Origin of the sequence: Pseudovibrio denitrificans JCM 12308 (assembly GCF_001310815.1) — a bacterium.
Taxonomy (GTDB): domain Bacteria; phylum Pseudomonadota; class Alphaproteobacteria; order Rhizobiales; family Stappiaceae; genus Pseudovibrio; species Pseudovibrio denitrificans.
On record NZ_BAZK01000003.1, the window covers coordinates 216,375 to 239,015 of the forward strand.

Annotated in this window: 27 protein-coding genes, 1 tRNA gene and 2 pseudogenes; 6 read left to right on the forward strand and 24 right to left on the reverse strand. The window is 51.6% G+C overall.

Translation table 11 applies throughout. From position 1 onward, the window contains the following. Window positions 1–346: 346 nt before the first annotated feature. The 9 genes and pseudogenes from JCM12308_RS04560 to JCM12308_RS32125 all read right to left on the reverse strand — a co-directional run bounded on the left by JCM12308_RS04560 (window position 347) and on the right by JCM12308_RS32125 (window position 8,328). Window positions 347–1,528 carry a hypothetical protein gene (locus JCM12308_RS04560; protein WP_054782978.1) on the reverse strand — a complete coding sequence of 394 codons (1,182 nt, stop codon included), beginning with the start codon at window positions 1,526–1,528 and terminating at the stop codon, window positions 347–349. Between the two features lie 184 nt (window positions 1,529–1,712). Next, window positions 1,713–2,194 (reverse strand): annotated as a pseudogene (rlmH, locus tag JCM12308_RS04565) (23S rRNA (pseudouridine(1915)-N(3))-methyltransferase RlmH). A gap of 155 nt (window positions 2,195–2,349) precedes the next feature. Beyond that, window positions 2,350–2,757, reverse strand: a complete 408-nt coding sequence (gene rsfS / locus JCM12308_RS04570; RefSeq protein ID WP_014283579.1) for a ribosome silencing factor — start codon at window positions 2,755–2,757, stop codon at window positions 2,350–2,352. A gap of 151 nt (window positions 2,758–2,908) precedes the next feature. After that, window positions 2,909–3,586 carry a nicotinate-nucleotide adenylyltransferase gene (locus JCM12308_RS04575; RefSeq protein WP_014283580.1) on the reverse strand — a complete coding sequence of 226 codons (678 nt, stop codon included), beginning with the start codon at window positions 3,584–3,586 and terminating at the stop codon, window positions 2,909–2,911. Then, window positions 3,583–4,884, reverse strand: coding sequence for a glutamate-5-semialdehyde dehydrogenase (locus tag JCM12308_RS04580; RefSeq protein ID WP_373282327.1), 1,302 nt, complete (start codon window positions 4,882–4,884; stop codon window positions 3,583–3,585). The genes JCM12308_RS04575 and JCM12308_RS04580 overlap by 4 nt, the downstream gene beginning before the upstream one ends. 46 nt (window positions 4,885–4,930) lie before the next feature. Continuing rightward, window positions 4,931–6,060: pseudogene (proB, locus tag JCM12308_RS04585) on the reverse strand (glutamate 5-kinase). Beyond that, window positions 6,060–7,106 (reverse strand): GTPase ObgE, encoded by a 1,047-nt coding sequence (obgE, locus tag JCM12308_RS04590; RefSeq protein WP_008548573.1) that lies wholly within the window; start codon window positions 7,104–7,106, stop codon window positions 6,060–6,062. The pseudogene proB and the gene obgE overlap by 1 nt, the downstream one beginning before the upstream one ends. Before the next feature lie 301 nt (window positions 7,107–7,407). Continuing rightward, complete coding sequence (locus JCM12308_RS04595; protein ID WP_008548525.1) at window positions 7,408–7,953, reverse strand: GNAT family N-acetyltransferase; 546 nt, start codon at window positions 7,951–7,953, stop codon at window positions 7,408–7,410. A gap of 246 nt (window positions 7,954–8,199) precedes the next feature. Then, a complete protein-coding gene (locus tag JCM12308_RS32125) occupies window positions 8,200–8,328 on the reverse strand; it encodes a hypothetical protein (protein ID WP_280138355.1) in 129 nt (42 codons plus the stop codon). 492 nt (window positions 8,329–8,820) lie between these two features. Here JCM12308_RS32125 and JCM12308_RS04600 point away from each other — a divergent pair, with 492 nt between their 5' ends. The 4 genes from JCM12308_RS04600 to JCM12308_RS04615 all read left to right on the forward strand — a co-directional run bounded on the left by JCM12308_RS04600 (window position 8,821) and on the right by JCM12308_RS04615 (window position 11,394). Continuing rightward, window positions 8,821–9,027: a cold-shock protein gene (locus JCM12308_RS04600; RefSeq protein WP_008548532.1), complete on the forward strand. Its 207-nt coding sequence runs from the start codon at window positions 8,821–8,823 to the stop codon at window positions 9,025–9,027. A 210-nt stretch (window positions 9,028–9,237) separates the two neighbouring features. After that, window positions 9,238–9,870: a TetR/AcrR family transcriptional regulator gene (locus JCM12308_RS04605; RefSeq protein ID WP_054782980.1), complete on the forward strand. Its 633-nt coding sequence runs from the start codon at window positions 9,238–9,240 to the stop codon at window positions 9,868–9,870. A 101-nt stretch (window positions 9,871–9,971) separates the two neighbouring features. Continuing rightward, window positions 9,972–10,559, forward strand: a complete 588-nt coding sequence (locus JCM12308_RS04610; RefSeq protein ID WP_054782981.1) for an OsmC family protein — start codon at window positions 9,972–9,974, stop codon at window positions 10,557–10,559. 109 nt (window positions 10,560–10,668) lie between these two features. Next, window positions 10,669–11,394, forward strand: coding sequence for a hypothetical protein (locus JCM12308_RS04615; protein ID WP_083416877.1), 726 nt, complete (start codon window positions 10,669–10,671; stop codon window positions 11,392–11,394). A gap of 49 nt (window positions 11,395–11,443) precedes the next feature. On the opposite strand, the gene JCM12308_RS04620 is transcribed toward JCM12308_RS04615, so the two are convergent. The 14 genes from JCM12308_RS04620 to rplU all read right to left on the reverse strand — a co-directional run bounded on the left by JCM12308_RS04620 (window position 11,444) and on the right by rplU (window position 19,084). Continuing rightward, entirely contained in the window at window positions 11,444–11,995 is a 552-nt protein-coding gene (locus JCM12308_RS04620; RefSeq protein WP_054782983.1) for a GNAT family N-acetyltransferase, read from the reverse strand. 27 nt (window positions 11,996–12,022) lie between these two features. Then, complete coding sequence (locus JCM12308_RS29015) at window positions 12,023–12,370, reverse strand: GNAT family N-acetyltransferase (RefSeq protein ID WP_208608972.1); 348 nt, start codon at window positions 12,368–12,370, stop codon at window positions 12,023–12,025. A 3-nt stretch (window positions 12,371–12,373) separates the two neighbouring features. Beyond that, window positions 12,374–12,571, reverse strand: coding sequence for a GNAT family N-acetyltransferase (locus JCM12308_RS29020; RefSeq protein WP_208608930.1), 198 nt, complete (start codon window positions 12,569–12,571; stop codon window positions 12,374–12,376). 81 nt (window positions 12,572–12,652) lie between these two features. Beyond that, window positions 12,653–13,198 carry a GNAT family N-acetyltransferase gene (locus JCM12308_RS04630; protein WP_054782984.1) on the reverse strand — a complete coding sequence of 182 codons (546 nt, stop codon included), beginning with the start codon at window positions 13,196–13,198 and terminating at the stop codon, window positions 12,653–12,655. A gap of 9 nt (window positions 13,199–13,207) precedes the next feature. Beyond that, window positions 13,208–13,786: a GNAT family N-acetyltransferase gene (locus JCM12308_RS04635; protein ID WP_054782985.1), complete on the reverse strand. Its 579-nt coding sequence runs from the start codon at window positions 13,784–13,786 to the stop codon at window positions 13,208–13,210. Further along, window positions 13,783–14,370: a GNAT family N-acetyltransferase gene (locus JCM12308_RS04640; protein WP_083416878.1), complete on the reverse strand. Its 588-nt coding sequence runs from the start codon at window positions 14,368–14,370 to the stop codon at window positions 13,783–13,785. Before JCM12308_RS04640 ends, JCM12308_RS04635 begins: the two co-directional genes overlap by 4 nt. A gap of 5 nt (window positions 14,371–14,375) precedes the next feature. After that, on the reverse strand, window positions 14,376–14,924 hold the full coding sequence (locus JCM12308_RS04645) for a GNAT family N-acetyltransferase (protein ID WP_208608931.1): 549 nt from the start codon (window positions 14,922–14,924) through the stop codon (window positions 14,376–14,378). A gap of 1 nt (window position 14,925) precedes the next feature. Then, window positions 14,926–15,486, reverse strand: a complete 561-nt coding sequence (locus JCM12308_RS04650) for a GNAT family N-acetyltransferase (RefSeq protein WP_054782986.1) — start codon at window positions 15,484–15,486, stop codon at window positions 14,926–14,928. Beyond that, window positions 15,483–16,049 (reverse strand): GNAT family N-acetyltransferase, encoded by a 567-nt coding sequence (locus JCM12308_RS04655; RefSeq protein WP_054782987.1) that lies wholly within the window; start codon window positions 16,047–16,049, stop codon window positions 15,483–15,485. Before JCM12308_RS04655 ends, JCM12308_RS04650 begins: the two co-directional genes overlap by 4 nt. Next, the gene (locus JCM12308_RS04660) at window positions 16,046–16,612 is read right to left on the reverse strand and encodes a GNAT family N-acetyltransferase (protein ID WP_054782988.1); all 567 of its coding nucleotides are present in this window, start codon (window positions 16,610–16,612) and stop codon (window positions 16,046–16,048) included. The genes JCM12308_RS04655 and JCM12308_RS04660 overlap by 4 nt, the downstream gene beginning before the upstream one ends. Next, complete coding sequence (locus tag JCM12308_RS04665) at window positions 16,609–17,199, reverse strand: GNAT family N-acetyltransferase (protein ID WP_083416879.1); 591 nt, start codon at window positions 17,197–17,199, stop codon at window positions 16,609–16,611. The genes JCM12308_RS04660 and JCM12308_RS04665 overlap by 4 nt, the downstream gene beginning before the upstream one ends. Before the next feature lie 224 nt (window positions 17,200–17,423). Further along, a complete protein-coding gene (locus tag JCM12308_RS04670) occupies window positions 17,424–18,032 on the reverse strand; it encodes a GNAT family N-acetyltransferase (RefSeq protein ID WP_208978254.1) in 609 nt (202 codons plus the stop codon). A 161-nt stretch (window positions 18,033–18,193) separates the two neighbouring features. Beyond that, on the reverse strand, window positions 18,194–18,463 hold the full coding sequence (gene rpmA / locus JCM12308_RS04675; protein WP_008548714.1) for a 50S ribosomal protein L27: 270 nt from the start codon (window positions 18,461–18,463) through the stop codon (window positions 18,194–18,196). 45 nt (window positions 18,464–18,508) lie between these two features. Further along, window positions 18,509–19,084: a 50S ribosomal protein L21 gene (gene rplU / locus JCM12308_RS04680; RefSeq protein ID WP_054783078.1), complete on the reverse strand. Its 576-nt coding sequence runs from the start codon at window positions 19,082–19,084 to the stop codon at window positions 18,509–18,511. Between the two features lie 692 nt (window positions 19,085–19,776). Between rplU and JCM12308_RS04685 the strand changes: the two genes are divergently transcribed. Continuing rightward, window positions 19,777–21,663, forward strand: coding sequence for a methyl-accepting chemotaxis protein (locus tag JCM12308_RS04685; protein WP_208608932.1), 1,887 nt, complete (start codon window positions 19,777–19,779; stop codon window positions 21,661–21,663). A gap of 166 nt (window positions 21,664–21,829) precedes the next feature. Further along, window positions 21,830–21,919 (forward strand) — tRNA-Ser (locus JCM12308_RS04690). Here JCM12308_RS04690 and JCM12308_RS04695 read toward each other — a convergent pair. Next, entirely contained in the window at window positions 21,920–22,540 is a 621-nt protein-coding gene (locus JCM12308_RS04695; protein ID WP_208608933.1) for a class I SAM-dependent methyltransferase, read from the reverse strand. Between the last annotated feature and the right edge of the window lie 101 nt (window positions 22,541–22,641).

Sequence of the window (22,641 nt, forward strand, 5' to 3'; positions counted from 1 at the left end):
CTTCAATACTATGGCGTATTCCCGAAAAGTAGTCCCGGTTTTCGGGCAAGAATACGCTTTAACAAAGTGTTAGAGCATGATGCACGAGCGCAGCTCGCTCTAAACGTCGACGCAGACCAATCCTGCAGAAAACAGGCACACGGCCTCAAAGTTAACGCCGAGGATAATGCTCCACACAGCGTTAAGGAAGTGTCAACCACGTTGCAGGCTTAGCGACTTCCAGTAAAAACATCAATATCTGCGCCTAAATTGTAATGTTCAGGCACATCTATCGAACGCGTTGCAGTGAAGAAGCCAAAAGAGGAAGAAACAAGGCAGTTACAGATTTGGCAGTGTTGTTCAACAGCTATGAGAGCTCAGTTTCTCTGATTTTATGAGAGAAAGCTGCTGCACACGCATTCTGAAGCTCTTCGTGAACAATGTGCTCGCTTGTGTCTACTTGCTTGATCTCATCCCGATCTGTTTTCCAGCTTGTGCTGATGGCATTGAAGTGACAGAGCGTTGCACTGCGCAAAAATGGCTTCATGCGGGTAAAGAAAGGATGCAGCCACGCAGCATGCTTCGGCTCAGGCCGGACACCATGAGCTTTGAACTGGATGTTTTTTGGAATGCGCGAAGGAACTGCCACCCATTTGCGATGCGTTACAGCTGGTGGGTTGGTTGTGTGTTGAAACATATGGTGCCGGCGCTCGTCGAGAGACTTAAGCTTACTTAGGTCAGCATTGGTAACTGGCTCAACCCAGATACCCGGAATGAGAAAGTAGCCCAGAAAACTATCTTTCAAACCGGAGAATACAGATACACCTTTCTCGCAGACAACAAACTCATCAACGTCACAGAACAGCAGCGCTTCAGTTGTTTGAACATACTTCCAGCGTAGCAACTGGAGAATGGAGCGCTGAAGGAACTTGATTTCACGCATCTTTGGCGGTCCGTACTTAAACGGTGCATGCACCACCTCAAATTCGATATCGAGGCCTGATTGCTCAAGTGCATCGTGAATGTCTTGCGCACGCTTTGGACTTTCGCTGTTCTCGAAGAGAACCAGAGCATCTACCCCATGGTTTACAACATTAAACCGCACCCAATCCAAAATCCATGGAACTGGGGTGTCCTTACATAAAGTCGAAAGTGCGTATTTGCCTTTGAAACGCTTGCATGCGCTTGGGCTAACATTGATCTGAACTTGAACGCCATTCAGCGTCATGTCGATCTTATCGATTGCCTGATCTGGAGAAACTCGGATCCAGATCTCGTGAATTTGCTTTAACTTACGATGCTTGGCCTTTAGCTTCTGAGATCCGATTGCAAATGATGCTTTCGCAAGTTCTGCTTCATATCCTAAAGGTTTTGGACCGATGAGAATGATATGAGCGCCATCAAAGGAGCGGAAGACATCGTAAAACAAGGTCGAAGCATCAAATTTGTCTTTGAAATCTTCTTCTCTATGTTTTTTATGTGTTGGAAAGATACGTTTTAGGCCGAAGGCTTCCAGCTGCACAACGCAGTCAGTCAGGTAAGTCAACATAGAGAAATCTTTAAATCTATAAGCGAGTTTGAAGTTGCTCACTTCTAACTGTGCTTCGTCACAGTCGGTAGAAAAATCCTGTCAGGCACATGGGGATTCAGGCACTAAGAAAAAAACTGTGACACTATTGCAAGCCTCACAGCTGAAAGATGCTTATCAGCCTATTTGAAGCGCTCCACGCCAATCAGGCGCGGTGGTAGGGATGTCCAGTTAAAATTGTGATGGCGCGGTAGATTTGTTCGCCGCACATAATGCGGACCAGCTGGTGGGGCCATGTCATGGAGCCGAGGGCCAGCTTCAGGTCTGCACGCTGCAGCAGCGCCTGTCCGTGCCCGTCTGCACCACCAATGGCGAGAACCACGTCGGAGATGCCTGATCAGCCCAGCCGCCAACCTTTTTGGCAAAGGCCTCACTGGAAAGTGTCTTGCCGTGCTCATCCAGTGCGATAAGGATCGCGCCGGAAGGAAGCGCATTGAGCAGAAGTTGCGCCTCTTCGTCTTTTCTGTCTTGCGTGCGGGAAGCCCGGCTCTCTGAAAATTCAACCACGGACACAGAGGTGATGCCAACAGAACGGCCAGCTTTGCGAGCCCGGTCCAGATAGCGTTCGTACATGTCCTTTTCCGCGCCAGCTTTCATTTTGCCGACGCAGGCAATCGTGACTTTCATAAAGTCTCCGGGTTTAGTTCAGAGTTGCCCGCAAGAAGATCTCATGCAGATGGTTCAACACCTGCATCAGCGGCAATTGTCCAGACTCCCTCATTCCCTGAAAGGGCAGAGAAACTGAATACTGCAATACTCAGTGCTTCAAAGAAGCACTGATACTATCCGATGAACTGCGTTGGTGCAGAGCTATCCGCAGACCACATCTTTTCTACATTGTAGAAACTGCGGACTTCTGGGCGGAAAATGTGAATGATTGCATCACCGATATCGATGAGCACCCAGTCACAATGCGGCATACCCTCTACGCGAGCGTTACCGTAGCCAGCATTTTTCAGATCACGGAGCAAGTGGTCAGCAACAGCGCCCACATGGCGGTGAGAGCGGCCAGAAGCCACAACCATGTGATCAGCCAATGCAGACTTGCCAGCAAGATCGAGTGATACGATGTCCTCAGCCTTGGAATCTTCCAGACTGTTGAGGATCAGTGCAAGCACATCCCCATCCTTGGTGGGATCGTGCGATTGAAGAGGAGCGATGGTGTCCGTCCCTTCATGTTGAGTTGTCATGGTCAGCTTAAGAGCCCTCGCCATGGTTAGAGAAAGCAGTAGCCTGCTGTTAGAGAAAGCTTGAAATGCACAAACTCAAGCCTTCCGTCAAGAAGAATACTCAGGTCCCTATGGCATTTTCAAGACACTAGTTTCCGCAAAAAGCGCAAAGTTACCCTGGGGTGTGTCCTCTATTCCTCAGTAGAGTGGAAGAGGTTTCGTCCAGCGGACCGCGTAAAATGGTCCAGCACGGGGCTTTGCACTCAGGCAGTTGGTCTGCACTTTTTTCTTTTAGTTGAGCAAAGGCATACCGTTGGCAAACTTGAGCGGAAAGCGACGAAAGGGTCGCTTTGGGCCGGTCAACAATTGCCACCGGCACCCCTTCTATAATGCTCTGCCAGTTTTGCCAATGGTGAAAATTGGAGAGATTGTCCGCACCCATCAACCAGACAAACTTGAGATGCGGCCGCCGCACCTGCAGTTGCTGTACCGTACTTGCAGTGTAGGAGGTGCCCAGCACTTTTTCAAAGGCGGTCACCTTCATCTGTGGGTGCCGCGCAAGGTCTTTAACCGCAGCAACGCGCTCTTCCAAGGGTGCCAAATCACGATGAGATTTGAGCGGGTTGCCCGGAGTAACCAGCCACCAGACCTGATGCAGCTTCAAGCGCCGCAGAGCTGTTTCTGCCACAAGCAAGTGGCCGGGATGCGGGGGATTGAATGATCCCCCAAACAAACCAATGCGATTTCCATCAGCCGCATAGGGAAGGCGCATCCAGTCCGGCTGCACGTTCCCCAACTTGCCCCAAAGCTTACCGTGATTTTCTATCGCGTGCGGTTTGGTGTTCGTCATGGACGTGTTTGGCCGTTCCCGCGCACAACGTATTTGAAGCTGGTCAGCTGCTCAACACCAACTGGGCCGCGTGCATGCATGCGGCCTGTTGCGATGCCAATTTCAGCACCCATGCCAAACTCACCGCCATCCGCAAACTGTGTGGATGCATTGTGAAGAACAATCGCTGAGTCCACCTGAGCAAAGAATTTGCGGGCTGCAATCTGATCTTCAGTGATGATGCAGTCGGTGTGGTTGGAACCATAGGTACCGATATGCTCGATCGCTTCTTCCAGACCACCAACAATCTTCACGGAGATGATTGCGTCCAGATATTCGGTTGACCAATCGTCCTCTGTTGCCTCAGAAGCGGTTGGACAAAGCATCATGACTTCTTCATCACCGCGGATCTGACAGCGCTTCTCCTGAAGCGCCGCTAGAATTGGCGGCAGAATGGTTGCCGCGACAGCTTCGTCAACAAGAAGGGTCTCAGCAGCGCCGCAGATACCTGTTCGGCGCATCTTGGAATTGACGACAATGTCGATCGCCTTGTCCAGATCGGCCTTCTTGTCGATGAAGATGTGAACCAGACCTTCAAGGTGCGCAAACACCGGCACGCGGGCTTCATCCTGAACGCGGGCAACAAGGCTCTTGCCACCACGTGGAATGATCACGTCCAGATTACCATCCAAACCCTTCAGCATCTCACCAACAGCCGCACGGTCTTTCACTGGCACAATCTGGATTGCATCAACTGGTAATCCTGCATCAGCGAGGCCAGCCTGCAAGGCTTTGTAGATCGCAAGATTGGAGTTGATGGTGTCAGAACCGCCACGTAGTACAACCGCATTGCCAGCCTTCAAGCACAGGGCACCAGCATCTGCTGTCACGTTTGGGCGGCTTTCATAAATCACGCCTATCACACCAAGTGGCGTGCGCACGCGGGAAATGTCCAGACCATTCGGACGCTTCCACTCAGCAATGGTGGAGCCAACAGGATCGTCTAGCTTTGCAATGTCTTCCAGTGCGCAGGCGATTGCCTCAATGCGCTCTTCATTCAGCGTACCGCGATCAATGAAGGAAGCCAGCTGGCCGTTGGCTTTCATGGTCTCCAGATCGACAGCATTCGCTTTCAGGATGTCCGGGGTTGCAGCGCGAACGGCAGCAGCCATCGCTTCCAGGCCTTTGTTCTTCTGGCTTGTGGGGGCAATTGCAAGAACACGTGCAGCAGCGCGCGCTTTCTTGCCAATGGTTGCCATCAGGTCGCGAACATCGGTGTTGTCCGCATTTGCCACTTCAGAAGTATTCAGCATCTGCAAAACCCTTAAGTCATCACTGGTTGAACTTGCTCAACCTAAACAGTTTCTATGAATTGTCCAAATCAGATGTAGAGAGCACAAGGTCGTCCGTATGTATCATCTCGGCGCGTCCCGGGTAGCAACAATGGCTTCAATTTCCTTGCTGTTGCGTCCGATGATGAGAGAGGCCTCACCATAATCATAGGCAACAAGACCGCGTCCCACATCATGGCCGTCCGCATCAACAATGCGCACCGCATCACCACGGGTGAAAGTGCCGTCCACCTTAGTCACACCAGCTGGCAATAAGCTCTTGCCAGCCTTCACGGCCTTCAGCGCACCTGCATCCAGTTGGATGGTGCCATGCGGTTTCAGATGGCCGCTGATCCACGTTTTGCGGGCGCGGGATGGAGAAGAGGGGGCAGGGAACCAAGTGGCCCGTGCGCCGTTCTCAATCGCGTCCAGCGGGTTCAACGTCTTGCCGCTGGCGATGATCATCGTGGTGCCAGCGCTTTGCGCAATTTTGGCCGCATCGATCTTGGTCTTCATGCCGCCGGATGAGAACGCTGAGCCAGGTGCACCAGCCATCGCCTCAATCTCTTGCGTGACCTGAGGAACCTCAGGCAGGAAGATCGCCTTCGGATCGGTCTGCGGAGCGGCAGTGTAAAGCCCGTCCACGTCAGAAAGCAGCACCAGCAGGTCCGCACTTGCCATGGTCGCCACACGGGCGCCCAGACGGTCGTTGTCACCATACCGGATTTCAGAGGTCGCGACGCTGTCGTTCTCGTTGATGATCGGCACAGCACCCATCTTGAGCAGGGTGCTGATTGTCTCGCGCGCGTTGAGATAACGGCGGCGCTCTTCGGTATCGCCAAGGGTCAGCAGAATCTGACCCGCCGTCAGACCACGCGCACCGAGAATTTCAGAGTAAGCCTGAGCAAGTGCAATCTGGCCCACGGAAGCGGCGGCTTGCGCCTGCTCCAGCTTCAAGGGGCCAGCGGGCAAACCAAGAACACCACGACCAAGAGCAATAGAACCGGAGGAGACCACCAGAACCTCTTTCCCAGCTTCGGAAAGAGCCTGCAGATCATCCGCCAGAGATTCCAGCCACTCCCGCTTCAACCGGCCATTTTCCACCAGCAGGGCAGAGCCGATTTTTACGGTGATGCGCTTATAGTCGCTCAGACTTCGGGCCATTATGGGCGCCACTCCTCGATTCCATCAGAAGGAACGGAATTAGCCTCTTCTTGCTTATCCTTGTCAATGGCACGAATGATCATTCGCTGCGCAGTGTCGATGTTCTCACCACTGGCCGAAGAAATAATCAATGGTTTCTGCCCGCAAGCCTCTTCCAGTGACTTAAAGCGCTCTTCACGCAGCTCATCCGTCAAAGCATCTGCTTTGGAAAGGCAAACAATTTCAGGCTTTTCGTCCAGACCATGGCCGTAAGCTTCCAGCTCACCACGAATGGTGCGGTATGCATCGCCCGGATCTTCCTCGCCAGAGCCGTCCACCAGATGCAGCAGCACACGGGTACGCTCTACGTGACCAAGGAAGCGGTCACCCAGACCATGCCCTTCATGAGCACCACGGATAAGACCTGGAATGTCAGCCAGCACAAAGCCACGACCGTCCAGCTCACAAACACCAAGGTTTGGATGCAGTGTGGTGAACGGATAGTCCGCAATCTTCGGACGTGCCGCAGATACAGCAGAAAGGAAGGTAGACTTACCTGCGTTTGGCAGACCAACAAGGCCAGCATCCGCAATCAGCTTCAGGCGCAGCCAGATCCATTTCTCTTCACCTTCCTGACCAGGGTTCGCGTGACGCGGTGCCTGGTTGGTAGAGGTTTTGAAGTGCGCGTTACCAAAGCCACCGTTACCGCCGCGCATCAGCAGCAGGCGCTGACCTTTTTCGGTCAGATCAGCAACAACGGTTTCGTTGTCTTCTTCCAGAATTTGGGTGCCCACTGGCACGCGCAGCACAACATCGTCGCCTTTAGCGCCGGTTCTGTTGCGGCCCATGCCATGCATGCCGATTTTCGCTTTGTAGTGCTGCGCATAGCGATAGTCGATCAGCGTGTTGAGGCCTTCAACGCACTCAACCCACACATCACCACCACGGCCACCATCACCACCGTCGGGACCACCTTCGGCAACATATTTCTCTCGGCGGAAGCTGACGCTACCCGCGCCACCATCGCCAGACTTTACAAAGATCTTTGCCTGATCGAGGAATTTCATTTTATTCTCTTTCGTCCACCTGTGACGTTCTTTGGAGGACGTCATAAAGCCCTATTGCGCTCCCGCCAAGGGTGGAACAGCAAATCTGGCTAATTTTGTTGCTCTGCGTACCCCCGAAAAGTGCCATGAGGTTTTCGGACAAGGGTACGCAACTTGAAAAAGCGTACTCCCGAAAAGTGTTTTGCGGTTTTCGGACAAGAGTACGCTGGGTGTTTCAAAGTACGCGCTGAAACAGCCAAAAGGCTCGCGAACATCAATTCACGAGCCTTTCGAAATGAAGATAAGCTGAGATGGGAGAGTTTTAGGCTGCAATCGCCTGCATGGATGCCCATCTGTCCCGGGTCAGTGTGACCGTCGTATAATCCATTTCGATGTCGCCGCGTGCGCGGTTCTTTTCTTTGGTCTCTCCGGTAACCTCAAACCCGTTCTTCTGAAGCACATTCAGAGACTTCGGGTTGATGGTGAACAGACCGGTGTTCATTGCACCTGCTTTCAGCTGGTTGAACACATAATCACAAACCAGATTGGTTGCTTCACTGGCGTAGCCCTTGCCCCAGTGAGACTTTGCCAACCAGTAACCGAGGTGAGGCACTGTCGATACATTGCGAATGCCGATCACGCCGACCAGACCTTCACCGTTGTCGATGACCCAGTTGATTTCTTCGCTATGCGGCGTGGTGCGGCAGTGGTCAAACCACCAATCACCATCATCCTTGGTGTAAGGATGCGGAACCACGGTCAGCATCTTGCTCACGTCGAAATCGTTCAGAAACTCGTTATGAATATCAAAATCACCCTCGCGAAAATCGCGTAGGATCAAGCGCTCGGATTGCAACTCCGGGAACATGACAAACTCTTCTTATTCTTCTTGGAGCGCTTGGCTTATTTTTGCTGGCGCTCTTAATTCAAGTACACGAAGATAGCGTCAAGCCCGTCAGTCCACATGCCTGCAACGCGCCGGTGCTATCCAAACCACGCTTCAAGTTCCTGAACTTCAAATCTCTGAGTGCGATACACAGCCAAAAAACTGGTGGATGATCAACCAGATGGACGAGGGAGCAAAAGGCTGTTGCCGCAACCTTGCTCAAGACCCTTATCCTGCCATCTGCCGAAAGTCGCGGAACGCATAAACTGTCGCGCCAGCCAGTACAGAAAGAGCAAGACCCATCTTCAATCTCTCTGATCCATAAGGAAACAGCAGGAAACTGAAGGTGATCAACACCTGCGCTTCACTTCAAACTGAAGGAAACCGGCCAGGTAACAGTATCTTGGAGATTTCAAAATCCGAGAGGAACTTTAAAAGCTTGGGGGCGGTCAGTATCTCGGACAGAACCTGATTGCAAGCTCTTAGAGCGCGTTTTTGGAAATTTTTTCACTGAGTGAGGATTATTTGAGTATGACGATGCGCATCCCTGCATCTCTCAAAGAAGAGAAACCGCCTACAGGCCTTGTGTGTGAAGATCAAGACCTTAGTGAAAACCCCAAAGAAAATCTTAGGAAAGAGTTCAGCACACCCACATTGTGCGTATGAAAAATGCGTGAGCTTCGCTCTTTATGAAATGCCGGGCTTTACTTGAGGGTAAATATATGGAATGCCCTCTGTACGTTAAGACTATCGACTCCCTGTCTCCTTATGGCGTCAGTGCACTCGATTTTGCCCTGACGCTAAAGCTGCTTGCATGTCGCAACAGCATATCCAACAGGAGATATCACGATGGCTAAAGGCACCGTGAAATGGTTCAACACCACCAAAGGTTTCGGTTTCATCGCACCTGAAGATGGAAGCAAAGACGTATTCGTTCACATCTCAGCTGTAGAGCGCTCCGGTCTTTCCACTCTGGCAGACGGCCAGGAAGTGACTTTTGAACTGGAAACAGGCCGCGACGGCCGCCAGAGCGCTGTAAACCTCGAAACCGTATAATTCGAGCGACACAGTTTCTAAAAAGAGAGCGTAGCAATACGCTCTCTTTTTTTGTTTGGAGTTCACTCCGAACTTTACGCGCCAATCTTGAGAGCATCAATTGAGTTGCTCATGGGATCCCAACCAGCCCACTTCGTTTCTTCTTGCCAATCCACTCAGAAGCTAGTGTAAGGTACGGTATCGTACTTGCCTGAGAGTTGGAAGCATTGCATGGAAACGGAAAAAAAGGTGTCACGTGGCGAAAAGCGCAGAAATGAGCTTCTGGAAATAGCAACTGACACGATTATCGAGCTTGGCTATGCCAACACCTCGATGGATGAGATCGTCAGGCGTGCCCGCGCCTCCAAAACCACGGTCTATAGACATTTCAAAAACAAAGAAGCAATGCTGGCAGAGATTGTCAGCAACCTGTCCGAAGGGCCAGTTCTCTCGATCAAGCCTCTGGATTCTCATGCTGACGGCGGATCTCTTCAGGAGCTGGAAGAGACACTCTTTGTCTTTGGCAAAGCGGTGTTGACCCTCATCTATGATGACAGAACCTTAGGACTTTGGCGCATGCTTATCGGAGAGGGCTGTCGCGCGCAGCATATCACGAAGTCTTTCTTCCAGCTCGGCCCCAAGCGCGCCAGCTCCAGCATCGCACAGCAACTGCAACTCGCCAATGAGCTTGGAATTATCTCAGTTGAGCACGCCGAAAAGGCAGCGAGCATTTTTATGGGCATGCTGCGCGAAGACACGCATCTTGCGTTGCTATTGGGCGTTCAGTCAGCACCCAGTGAGGAAGAGATTTCTTCTCATGTTCGCCAATGCGTATGCGACTTCATGAAAGCTCACAGGGCCTAGCTGCACTCACTTGGAGACAGTACGAAACCTGTGAAGCTTGACGAAAGCAATTTTTATCTGATAAGTGTACGGTACAGTATCGTACACTTATGGAGGTAGAGATGCTTGACAATAACACTGTTGCACATTCCATCGTAACCCGCGCCGAGGTCATGCCAACGCCGCAGCACATCAGCCTGAACAAAATCAGAAAGTCAAAAGACGGTCTGGAGCTTGAGGTTGATTTGATCGCTGAACTCACAGGCGATGGCCTGGTCAAGAGTGGCGTGGTGCAGCCCAACGTTCCCGGTTTCGGTGCTTTTGAACTCCTTTGCGATGAAGGCTCATCCATTGGCGGAGCAGATACCGCCCCAGCTCCACTGTCCTACCTCGCAGCTGGTATTGGCTTCTGCCTGCTGACCCATGTGCATGGGCTGGCCCAGTCCCGGAAGCTGAACATCTCCTCCATCAAGCTGGAGCAGAAGATGAAGTTCCAATCCAAAATTCCGGGAATGACGGCTGAAGAGGGCTCGGAAATGCTTGGTGTCTCAAAAGGCATTGAGACCGTCATCATTATCGAGTCGCAAGAAGACCCATCGCTGATCGCTTTACTCGTGGAGGCAAGTGAGAAGGCCTGCATGGCGCTTCAAACCGTCGTAAATGCAATTCCGTCATCGACCACAATCATCAACAATGGCCAGAAACTCTGAGCCAGACCTGATGCGCTGGGCTGTCTGTAAAATGAAATAGTTTAAGAGGCAGCCCTCTTCTCCAACTCACCTTCTTAAACTTGAAGCAGAGAAGGGCGGGGGAAACACAATGATGTCCTCGAAAAATCCCACCTACTATCCCACCATATTCTGTAACCAGCTGATGGCGACAATTGTCTGGGCCCAGCTCTTCGTTCTCTATTGCATCACGCTTCTGGCCTTCAGCACGCAGAATGAAAGTCATGTGTTCTGGGCTGATCCATTCATCAAGATCATACCAATCTATGCCTCGACCTGGCTTGTCATTCTCACGTCTCTGCTCTTGGGCTGGTATTGCTTCAAAAAGCTTGGCTGCACAGGTTTGAAAAGGCATACACCTGTCACGCAGATCATTGCCGGGGCAGGTACAGCGGTCATCGTGACCTGCATAATTTGGAGCATCTTCGGAAGCAAACTGCCGGACTTTGTTCCAGCCGAAGAAAGCTCTCGCCCTGGCTTTCTCTTTGGTATGGTTGCCGGATACGGTGAGGAACTATTGTTCCGCATGCTAATCAGTGCGCCTGTCTTTTTCGGCATGTTCAGGCTGCTGGCAGGAGTAAAGCACACCTATCGTGTGTTTTGGTCGGCATTAACTGCGGTTCTCATCGCTGCGATTGCCTTTGTTATCTTTCACGAGCTGGGCGAAACTGACCACACACTGATGTGGAACTTGATAGCCACCCGCATGCTTGTGCCGGGGCTGATAATGGGCAGCCTGTTTTTCCTCCTTGGGCCGGGTTTCGTCATTTTTATGCATGCCTCAATGCACATAATGATACCGCTGCTGTTTAACTGATCACAAAACGTGTCGCGTGCGGCCGTCGGCACGCGACACGCAACTTGCCTCAAACAGCCACCGCCCGCTTGGCTTCCCAGAGGTAGCGGGTGAGCTCCGTCTCAATCAAGGTCACTGCTTCATTTCCACGTGCACGACACTTATCTCGTCGCAAACCGGTGCGTTGAAAACCATTCTTTTCTTGTACGCGAAGAGAGCCATGATTTTCGTCGAAGGCCCCACAAGTGATCCGCTCTGAACCAAGGACTTCAAAGCAGTATCGAATAACCTCTGCCGTCGCTTCACTCATAAAGCCCTTGCCCCAGAATGGTTTGGCCAACCAATAACCAATCAAAGGCACACCTTCCTCTGAGATGTGGATGCTGATAACTCCTACAAAATGGTGCTCGAACTCGATGGCCCAGTTGACCTCTTGTGTCAGCGGAGTGTTTGCGCAATTACTCAACCACCACTCACCATCGGCTTTGGTGTAGGGATAAGGCACCACAGACAGCATCCGCGTAACCTCAAAGTTATTGAGGTAGTCGCAAATCAGCGCCAGGTCATTTTCTCGAAGTGCTCGCAAAGCTAGGCGCTCTGTCTTGAGCTCTGGAAATGTCATGTAACTAAATCCTAAATAAAAAATGCCTCAAACAGCCACAGCCCGCATGGCTTCCCATAGGTCGCGGGTGAGCTCTACGTTGATCAGGGTGATGTCTTCCTCGCCACGGGCGCGGCTTTTTTCTGGTTGAGTGCCGACGGTCTGGAAGCCGTTTTTGGCCAGCACGTTCAGCGAGCCATCATTTTCCTCAAAAGCACCGGATGTAACTTTGGTGACACCAAGCGTCTCAAAGCAGTAGTCCACCACGGCCTCGGTCGCTTCGCTCATGTAGCCCTTGCCCCAGAACGGTTGGCCCAACCAGTAGCCGATGAGTGGGACACCGCTTTCGCCAATGCGGATGGTAATAACACCCGCAAATCCGAGCTCAGATTCAATAGCCTAGTTGGTCTCTTTCGTCAGAGGCGTCTCGCTGATGTGGTTGAGCCACCATTCGCCATCTGCCTTGGTGTAAGGGTAAGGAACCACAGTCAGCATTTTGCTGACTTCAAAGTTGTTTATGTTCTCGCAAATCGGCTCCAGATCATCCTGCCGAAACTGGCGAAGGGTGAGGCGACTGGTGTTGAGTTCAGGAAACATTTTCTATCCAATTTCTTGTACTTAGGAGCGCTTAGTCATTCGATCTCAAACACTCTGGAATTTTGTTGGCTGCTGACGCGCTCAGGCAATCGTAAGCCGTTCAGCCCACTGTTCTTTTGTCAAACTGAGAGAAATATTCGGCAGTGTTTCGCCTTCGCGAGATCGCGGTGTCGAAAAGCCTCTGCCGACTTCGCGAAAACCCAGCTTGTTCAGAACACGCAGGCTGGCAGGATTTTCTTCAAGTGCGGAGGTGTAGATCGTTGGCAAGTCGAGCGTTTCAAAGCCATATGTCACGACAGCTTCAGCGGCCTCACTCATATAGCCTTTGCCCCACAGATGCTCCGCAAGCCAGTACCCCAAAATAGGTTTACCGCTTTGCAGCTTCATCAGCGTGATCGCACCGGAAAAGCCCGCAGGCCCCTCAACAACCCAGGCAATCTTTTCAGAGAGCGGAGTGGTACGGCAAAAGTTGATCCACCACTCCCCATCCTCTTTGGAGTAAGGATAGGGCACCTCGGAAAGTGTTTTCACGACTGCAAAATTATTGATGTGCGTACAAAGCGGCTCCAGATCTGTGTGCTTGAACTGGCGCAGTGTCAGTCTGTCTGTTTTAAGTTCAGGAAACATCTTAAATACTCATGTGCTCGCGTCTGTGCTGGTCAGGCGAAGAAAGTCATTGCGGGTTATCTGAAGTTGGATCTCATCCAGCTCTGCATTGTCTCGCGCACGGCAAACATGTTTGGCCTCGCCCGTGATTTTGAAGCCGTATTTGGTCAGCACACGCATTGAGGCCGGGTTTTCTTTGAAAACACCGGTGCGCACTACATGAAGCGCTCGCTCTTCAAAAAGATAAGCAAGAACAGCCTGCAAAGCTTCGCTCATCAGGCCTTTGCCCCAATGCTCCCGCCCAAGCCAGTATCCAACACTCGCAGCTCCTTGCAGTTCCTTGGCTTTAAAACCACCACAAAACTGCCCATCAAGCTCAATGGCCCACGTCACGTTTTCAGCAGTATTGTTCGCAAGCGCCTGCGCAATGTAATCCTGCCCATCTGTTTCAGAAAACGGATGCGGCTGACTGCTCAGCGATTTAGAGACCTCAAAGTCCCCCAAATAAGCACAAAGCTGCTCAAGATCTCCTGCCCGCATCTCCCTCAGCACAAGCCGGTTGCTGCGGAGCACTGGGAAGGTTGTAAGAGTGGTGTCTCGTGGGCTCATTGCAACAACCCCTTATCTTCAAGAGGCAAATCGACATCAATTGCTGCGCTGAACTGCTCAGATGAAATCATAAGAAATGCTTCCTCCAGCTCTTCACCACCCCGTGCATTGCAAGTGTTGGTGCGCAGCTTTTTGATAGTGAAACCAGCTTTCTGTAATACTCGTAAGGAAGCAGGATTGCAGCAAAACGCTCCGGTTTGCAGTGTTTTAAGGCCTCGGTGCTGGAACAGGTAAGTCAGCACCAAACGCATTGCCTCGCTCATGAAGCCTTTGCCCCAATGTGGCTTTCCGAGCCAATAACCGATACCAGGATAGCTGTTCAGGTAGTTTGCTTTAAAACATCCGCAGAACTGCCCTTCATGCTCAATCGCCCAATGGATCTCGTCATTCAGATCTCCGCTCAGCGCTCGCATAAGATACTGCTGCCCGTCCTCAAGGGAGAAGGGATGCGGCGGACTACAAAGCATCTTCGCCACATCATAATCACCCAGATACTCAGTCAGTAGTTCCAAATCGGTTTCCCGCATTTCCCGCAGAACAAGTCGGTCGCTGCGGAGAACAGGAAAAGTATTTTGGGTCTTCATGGCGATCAGCTTTCCGCTTCTGCAAGATCCACGAAATCGGCGAGGGGCAAGGCAAGCCGGATATGAGGAACCATCGTATCACCACGTCCTTTGGAGGGGATAGATTCTTCTCCAACTTTGCTGAAGCCCATTTTATCCAACAAGTGAGAAGAGGCAGGGTTGTCTGCAAAGACACCAGCCTCAAAGCGTGTCACAGCGCGGTGTTCAAACCCAAAACGTAAAACCGTGCGCAGGGCTTCACCCATGTAGCCACGGCCCCAATAAGGCTCACCCATCCAATAGCCGGTCCAGCCTGTGCCATCCTCAAATTTTGCCCAGATACAGCCAACCAGGCCAGTTCCATCATCAATCGCCCACAACACCACACTTGCAGGATCATTGGTACGGCCACGACTGATATAGAACCTGGCAGTTTCCTCCGTAAACGGATGCGGCATGCCTGAAAGCATGCTCGCAATCGCGTAGGAGTTTGCCAGTTGAACAAGGTGATCGAGATCACCGTCGTCGATCATGCGCAATCGGAGACGGTCTGTTTTCAGCTCTGGAAAAACCACTTTATCTTATCCCCGCCACAGCAAGTTGTGGTTGTTCCACCGCTTGACCCAGATTGAGTTCGAAGTTTTGTGTCTCCACCTCATCAGTTCCTCTGGAGACGCAGGAGTGCGTACAAACGGAGGTCGGAACGAAGCCATTTTTCAAAAGAACGCGAAATGACGCAGGATTCTCCAAAAAAACGCAAGCATCAACGTTCTCGACGTTCCGCTCGGATTGCAGATAGTTTACAACGGCTTGCACCGCTTCACTCATGTAGCCCCGCCGCCAGTAGTATTTTCCAAGCGCGTAGCCCAAAGATGCGGATTCTCCAATCCGGTGCGCACCAATGGACCCAATGAAGCCGGTACCATTGTCAATCGCCCAAACCACATCCGTCTTCAGATCAAAAGAATGACTACGACTGATAAACTCATGCGCCCACTCATCCGTAATCGGGTGCGGAAAACTGGCGGTCATCCGTGCCACATCATAGTCAGAGAACAGAAACCGCAGCCGAGGAAAATCGTCTGGCTGAAGTGCTCTTAAAATCAACCGGTTGGTCTGTAGTTCAGGGAAGATCATTGTGCTGCCTCCTGCACTCTGAGCTGTTGTGCTGCGATGAAATCTCTAGGGGATATGCGGAACTCTTCTGTAGGATAAGTCCCGGCAAGACGGGCGCGGCTACGCCCCTCATTCCGCCCCGTATGGACAAAACCAAGCTTTTTCAGCAGGGCCTGCGAGCCGGCATTGTCGCTGAAGGCATCCGCACAAATGGAAGGGACTTCGCGTTCTAGCAAAAGGTAGTTGAGCGCTGCACTAACTGCCTCATACATAACGCCTTTATTCCATTTTTCTTCGGCAAGCCAGAAAGCGAGATCTGGTGTGTGCTGCAGATAGCCGACACCCACTCCGCCAATCACGACCCCCTGAAGCTCCACGGCCCAGTTCACAGCATGACCTAGATCACCGGGCATAAACCTCTGCAGAAACACCTCAGCATCTGCCTTTGTGAAAGGGTGGGGCTGCGATGCCAGCATGCGGGTAATGTTTTGATTTTGCAGCAGTTCCACAAGTCGCGGCGCATCCGTCTCTCTCCATTCCCGAAGTGTCAGGCTTGCTGTTCTTAAACGAGGGAAAGTGGTCATTGTGCTGCCTCCTGCACTCTGAGCTGTTGTGCTGCAATGAAATCCAGCGGGGATATGGCGAACTCTTCTGTAGGATAATCGCCAGCCAGACGCGCCACGCTGCTCCCCATTCCTTGCCCGGTATGAACAAATCCAAGCTTACGCATCAGCGCTTGAGATCCCATGTTATCGCTGAATGCATCCGCAACGATCTTGGGGAGTTCACGTTCAAGAAGAAGGTAGCGCAAGGCTTCACTAACAGCCTCAAACATAATACCTTTTTGCCAGTGCTCCTCGGCCAGCCACCATCCGATGCCAGGTGTGTCATTCAAAGGTCTGGCGCCAACGCCGCCGATCACTTCTCCCTGAAGTTCAACGGCCCAGTTAACAGCCTCGTTCAGATCACCGGGGATTGCCGTCTGCAGAAAAGCCTCCGCATCCGCCTTGGTAAAGGGATGTGGTTTCGAAGTCAGCATGCGCGTAATGCTATGATTTTGAAAGAGTTTCAGTGCACGTGGTGCATCTGTTTCTCTCCACTCCCGCAGTGTCAGGCTGGTCGTTCTTAAGCGAGGAAAAGTGGTCATAGCGCAGCTCCCATCATCACATGCGCATCACCATGCAATGCTTCAAACCGATCCCGCGGCAGATGCATGATGATATTCTCAACGTCTTGTTGCAGAGGTTTAGAGTAGCGAAGGCAAACACCAGCTGGCTCAAAGCCTAGCTTTTTCAATACTTTCTGAGAGGAGTAGTTCGTCGCAAACACACGAGCGGCAAACACATCACATGCCTCGCGCGAAAAGCCCCAGTGGAGCGCGGCAACACATGCTTCAACCATAAAGCCTTGCCCCTGAGCTTTCTGAGAAAGCCAGTACCCAATGGTTGGCAGCTCCGGGAACTCTTTGAGATCACCGGGCTTTTCAATTTCAACACCGCCAACGAGTTGGCCGTCAAGTTCGATGGCAAACGGAAACGAGTCCGTTTTTGGATTTACTGCAATGGCCTTTTCGATAAAGGCTTCAGCCTCCATCATAATTGGAGGCCACGTTAACCCGGTAAGCCAACGTGCAATTTCATAATCAGAGTGGCCGATCTCCCAAAATCGGGCGAGATCGTCAGATTGGAATGGGCGCAGCTGCAGCCTTTGAGTATCTAAAGTTGTGGTGAGCATCGTAAAAGGCCTTGTAAATCAAACGCATATTTCTCTGGTCGTTATTTGAAATGGATAAGTGAAGGTAAAACGCAGCAGCCCCGATGATCCGAAATGCAGACATGACGAATGCATCAGGATCAGAAGGATCGCTGGTTTGTGTGGTTGAAGGTATGCCGTTACAGGCAAACAACAATCACGCTGCCGGAAGCAGGTTGCTTTGGCTGCAACCTGCTGATCTGGCATCACTTAACCAGCAGATCCCCATGCGTATTCGCGATCCATTGGGTGCGGGTCAGTGTAAAGCGTGTGGCATCCACCACGGCCATAGCGCCGAGAGAATGCAGCTTTGTTGTTCCATCCTGCTTAAAGCCGCACTTGGTCAGCACGCGGTGCGAGGCAGGGTTGCTCACACGGCAAGAAGCGGAGAGCTCCTTTACGCCGTTGGCAAACGCAAATTCGATAACAGACTGAACAGCTTCTGTCGCATATCCTTGGTTCCAGAATGGCTCGCCCACCCAATAACCCAGATGCACAGCACCAAAGTCTTCGGCAAGCGGATTGAAACCGATAGCGCCAATAAAGCGGCCAGTGTTCTTCATGCGGATCGCGAATGTCGCTTGAGACGGTAACTGAACCTCACACCGCTTTACGAGCGCTTTAGCGTCTTCGTACGTGAATGGATGCGGCATGTTTGTCAGTTTCTCAGCGATCCGACGGTTGTTGGCCAAAAACAGGATGTCAGCCAAATCATCCTTGCGCGCTCGGTCGATGACGAGACGCGCGGTGTCCTGCGGCGACCCGGCCGCAAAGCAACTGCTTTCTTCTGGGATCTCTTCGTATTCAACTACCATGGTTTCTACTCCGGTCTTGCTGCCCGTCCCACAGGGCAAAGAAAAAGGGGAAGACGGTGTCCCATCTACCCTTAATCTTGATCTTTTTGATCTTGACCGGATTTTCCTAAATCCGCCGGGGTCTTGATGAGACGCCGACGATTTGGATTTCCACGTCAGCGTTACTCAGCGGCGAGCGCCACTGGCATCACATTAATAAATGTTCGGCCGTTGCGTTTTTCTTCAAACGCAACTTTGCCTTCTACGGTCGCAAAGATAGTATGGTCTTTACCCATGCCTACACCTGCGCCTGGGTGCCACTTAGTGCCACGCTGACGTGCAATGATGTTGCCAGGTACGACAGCTTCGCCACCGTATTTTTTGATGCCAAGGCGGCGACCAGCTGAATCGCGACCGTTGCGGGATGAACCGCCAGCTTTTTTATGAGCCATAACGAAGTACTCCTCGTTTAATCTCTAGGATAGCAACTGCGCGAATTACTTCGCTGCGAGTTCCTTAGCCTGTTCAACCCAGTTATCGCGTTCAAAACGGCCTTTCAGACCAGCTTCTTCTTCAACGCGGGCGATATCTTCAGCGGAGAAAGCTGCGATCTGTGCGAAGGTGGAAACACCTGCTGCATTCAGCTTTTTCTCGATTGCTGGGCCAAGACCCTGCAACTTCTTCAGATCGTCGGAACCTTCAGCAGCTGGTGCAGCAGCAGCTTTCTTAGGAGCCGCAGCTTTTTTAGCTGGCTTCGCGCCACCGGTCAGGATGTCAGTGATCTTCACAGTAGTGAATGCCTGACGGTGACCGTTGCGACGACGGGAGTTCTGACGACGACGCTTTTTGAAGACGATGATCTTACGATCACGACCCTGCTCAACAACTTCAGCTACAACAGACGCGCCTTCAACGGTTGGTGCACCGATGGTGGTTTCAGCATCTGAACCAACCATGAGAACTTCGTCGAAAGTTACTGTTTCACCAGCTTCAGCAGAAACTTTTTCGATCTTCAGGAGATCGTCAGCAGCAACAGTGTACTGTTTACCGCCTGTTTTGATGACTGCGAACATGCGCATGTCCTTCTTATCTAAGCGCACCCTTCGGCGTCGCAGGTTTCTGCGAACTTGTTCGACCGTTTCCCTAATTGCTCTGGGAACGTCCCTCTGTGGGGAGATCGACCGCAAACTCTGGAAAAACCAGAAGGCGATTTCGATGTCTTGCCTCGGACAGCGCGGAAAAGCGGGATTACCCGCAATTTATTGAGCTGCTGGAATATACGCAGGCATTCTGGAATGTCAACGCAGAATCTCGCCAAAAATATTAGAAATACGAGTGGTGAGATCTATGTCACATAAGATCAACTTTCAAAGAACGCTCCGGCGTCGGAGTGATTCGCGCTATGGTTGCGCAAACAGATTTATACCTACGATCTAATTGTTACGTCCAAATACCTATTCCGCTGCGTTTAAACGTCCATTCTACGATTGGTTTAAGGATCGATAAACCTTCGCCAGCCAACAATAAGGCAACGCGATTTGTGCATGTTCCATACAAGTGCTAGGAGAGGAATGGGCGCTCAATATGGAATGACTGTGACAATCTCGCGATCATTATCATCCAATGAATTAAACCGCATACGTGCGGGGGGCATAAAATGCGCATTCCAAAGTTCGCCTGGATATATTCCGTCGTAACGAGAGTTACGGCCCTTGGATTACTGCCGATACTTGTGCTGGGTGGGGCACTGATTTCCCTTTCCCAAATGAATAGTCAAAATGATGAGTTCCAAAAAAACACGCAGACCTACAATCAGCTGATGCAAAATGCTCAGGCGATCAGTGCTGCGGTTGACCGTATGCGCGCAATTGGGGGAGAGTTTTTGCTCCACCCAAAAGCAGAGGCCGCTGATATTGCTGCAGAGGCCCGCGAGCGCGTTGTTGTATTGGTTGAAGAAACACGCGAACTGAACGTTCCGGGCATTGAGGATGAGCTCTACGACAATCTGGAAGGCTATGCCTACGGGTTCTCAGAGACATTCGGCGCCGTTGTAGAAGCGACGCTGGAGCGTGGCACCAACTCTGACGGGGGTCTCATTTCAGTCCTCCAGGGTGCAAGCTCTACAATGCAGCTGGAAATCAACAAGGCACGCCGTCAGTTGAACGTCAGCAAAGACACCCACCGTGTTGCAGGCTTGCTGAAAGACCTTCAGGCAATGGAGTGGACCATTGGCGTTGACGGCTATGAAATTGAAAAGAGCACCTTCAAGAGCCGTATCGAGCAGTTTGGCATGGTTATCCAAACCGCGAAGATGCCAGAAGAAACATCAGCAAAGGTCAATGAGCTCTGGGCCACTTACACTGAAACACTAGAAGAAATCGAAACCTTGAATGCGGACATTCAGGAGGAGATGATCTTCGCGCTGGAACAGCTGGATGAGATGATCCCGGCAGCGCAGCAGCTCAATGATTTCGGTGTCGCAGGAGAACAAGAAGCAACAGCGCTGCACCATGAAGCTTCAGCTGCCAGCATGCAGCGCTTTTTGTTGCAGGCCGGCGCAATGGGCGTCATCGGTCTGATGATCGCTGGTTACATCGCGTGGCGCATCTCTCGTCCGCTGGCTAATCTGCATCAGGCCATGAGCGTGCTAGCAAAGGGGGATGTCTCAATCGATATTGAAGGCACCAATGGCCGCGACGAGTTCGCCAAGATGGCAAAGATCCTCGAAGTGTTCCGTGCCAATGCCATTGAGCGCAATCAGCTCAACGATGAGCGGGATGAAGACAACAACCGTCGTCAGGAGCGTGAGCAAAAAGTGGCCATGCTGGTGCGTGAGTTTGAAAGAGCAGCAACAGCTGCGGGCGACGGTTTCAACTCAGCAATCCAGTCACTGCATGAAGCTTCCTTTGCATTGAACGTCACCGTTGAAAGTGTCTCTGACAAAGCAGGCAAGGCTGGAGAAGCTGTCAGTCATGCTTCTTCTTCTGTTGCAACTGTGGCTTCTGCCAGTGAGGAAATGTCTCTCTCCATTAAGGAAGTGGCTTCTGAAGCCGTCAACTCCAAAGACGTTGCAGATGAAGTTGGTAGTCTTGTAATCAACACCTCCAAGACAATTCAGGAGCTTGCAGAGTCTGCCTCTCGCATTGGCCAGGTCGTCAACCTCATTAAGGACATTGCCGACCAGACCAACCTCCTTGCACTCAACGCGACCATTGAAGCGGCGCGTGCAGGTGAGATGGGCAAAGGCTTTGCAGTTGTAGCATCTGAGGTGAAGCATCTGGCAAACCAGACCACCACGGCGACTGAAGAGATCTCTCAGCAGATCCATGCAATCCAGCAGGTGTCTACAGATGCTGTTGGTTCCATTGAAAAGGTAACCAGCATGATGGAAAAGCTGTCCACCAGCTCTTCTGCCGTAGCCGCAGCCGTGGAACAGCAATCTGTAACCGTCGGTGAAATTGCTCGCTCTGTGACAGATGCCTCTGATCAATCCCGCATAGGTGAGTCTGAAATGGTTGAGGTTGCCAACACCATCGAAAACTCCACCAAGACGGCAGAGGACATCAACAATCAGGCAGACAACATCTCTGAAGAGGCTGATCAGTTCAACCGCTCGATCAAAGCCTTCCTTGAGGATGTTCAGGCCGCCTAGTCCTCTTGAAATTTGCAATTATTTCAACGCAGTGGGCTCGCTCACTGCGTTTTTTAGTGCTTGAGTAAGGTCAGCTGTGAGTTATATGCGGCATAGAAGCCGCAGGGCTTGCCCAAGGGAAAGCTTCTTTATAAGGTCCCGCAATCCTCAAAGAGAGGATCAAGCGGGAGAGTTGCCGGAGTGGTCGAACGGGGCGGTCTCGAAAACCGTTGAGCACGCAAGTGTTCCGAGGGTTCGAATCCCTCACTCTCCGCCATTATCTCTTTGCCATATCAGCCTTTTTCCCAATAACCATCGTCAGCCATTTCTCATCCCTACTGTAAGGCTTATTGCTCAGCGTTATACGAGCATCTTGCAGCTCTAAGCTGGGAACATCTTCGAGAATGACTTTGAAACGGGCTTCGGTCATCATGGAGAAGCGGCGACCATCATCTCGTGAGATTTCGCCGTCTCCCAGCTTGAAAGATGCGAAGAGGGTACCGCCGTCTTTGAGTGCATTGCTGAGGTTGGTGAGTGTCAGAGGAAGTTCGGCATAGGGAACGTGAAGCAGAGAAGCGTAGGCCCAGATTGCATCGTAGATTGGAGGGCTATTGAACGCTTGGAACGTGTTCTGTTGAACCTCAATCCCTATGAGTTTGCTCGCAGACTTGGCCATCTCACTTGAGGCGTCAAAAGCATCCACCTCAAAACCCATCTGCTTGAAAGCGTGAGCATCGCGACCCGAGCCACAACCTGCATCAAGAACGCGGCCACCAGCAGGAACTTTACTCAGAAAACGCTGATAGTGCTCAGTCATATCCAGATGCAACGTGCGGGCGATGAAGCTCTCGGCATTCTCCTCGTAGTAAGCTTGAGTGGTCTCTTGCGTGTTTGACATGAGAATTCGTGTCCTGGCCTCAGTTTGCAGCAAATCAGATGCAGATTTTGAGATAGTTTCCCTGAAAACACCATTACTTTTGCGAAAGACCATTTGCAATT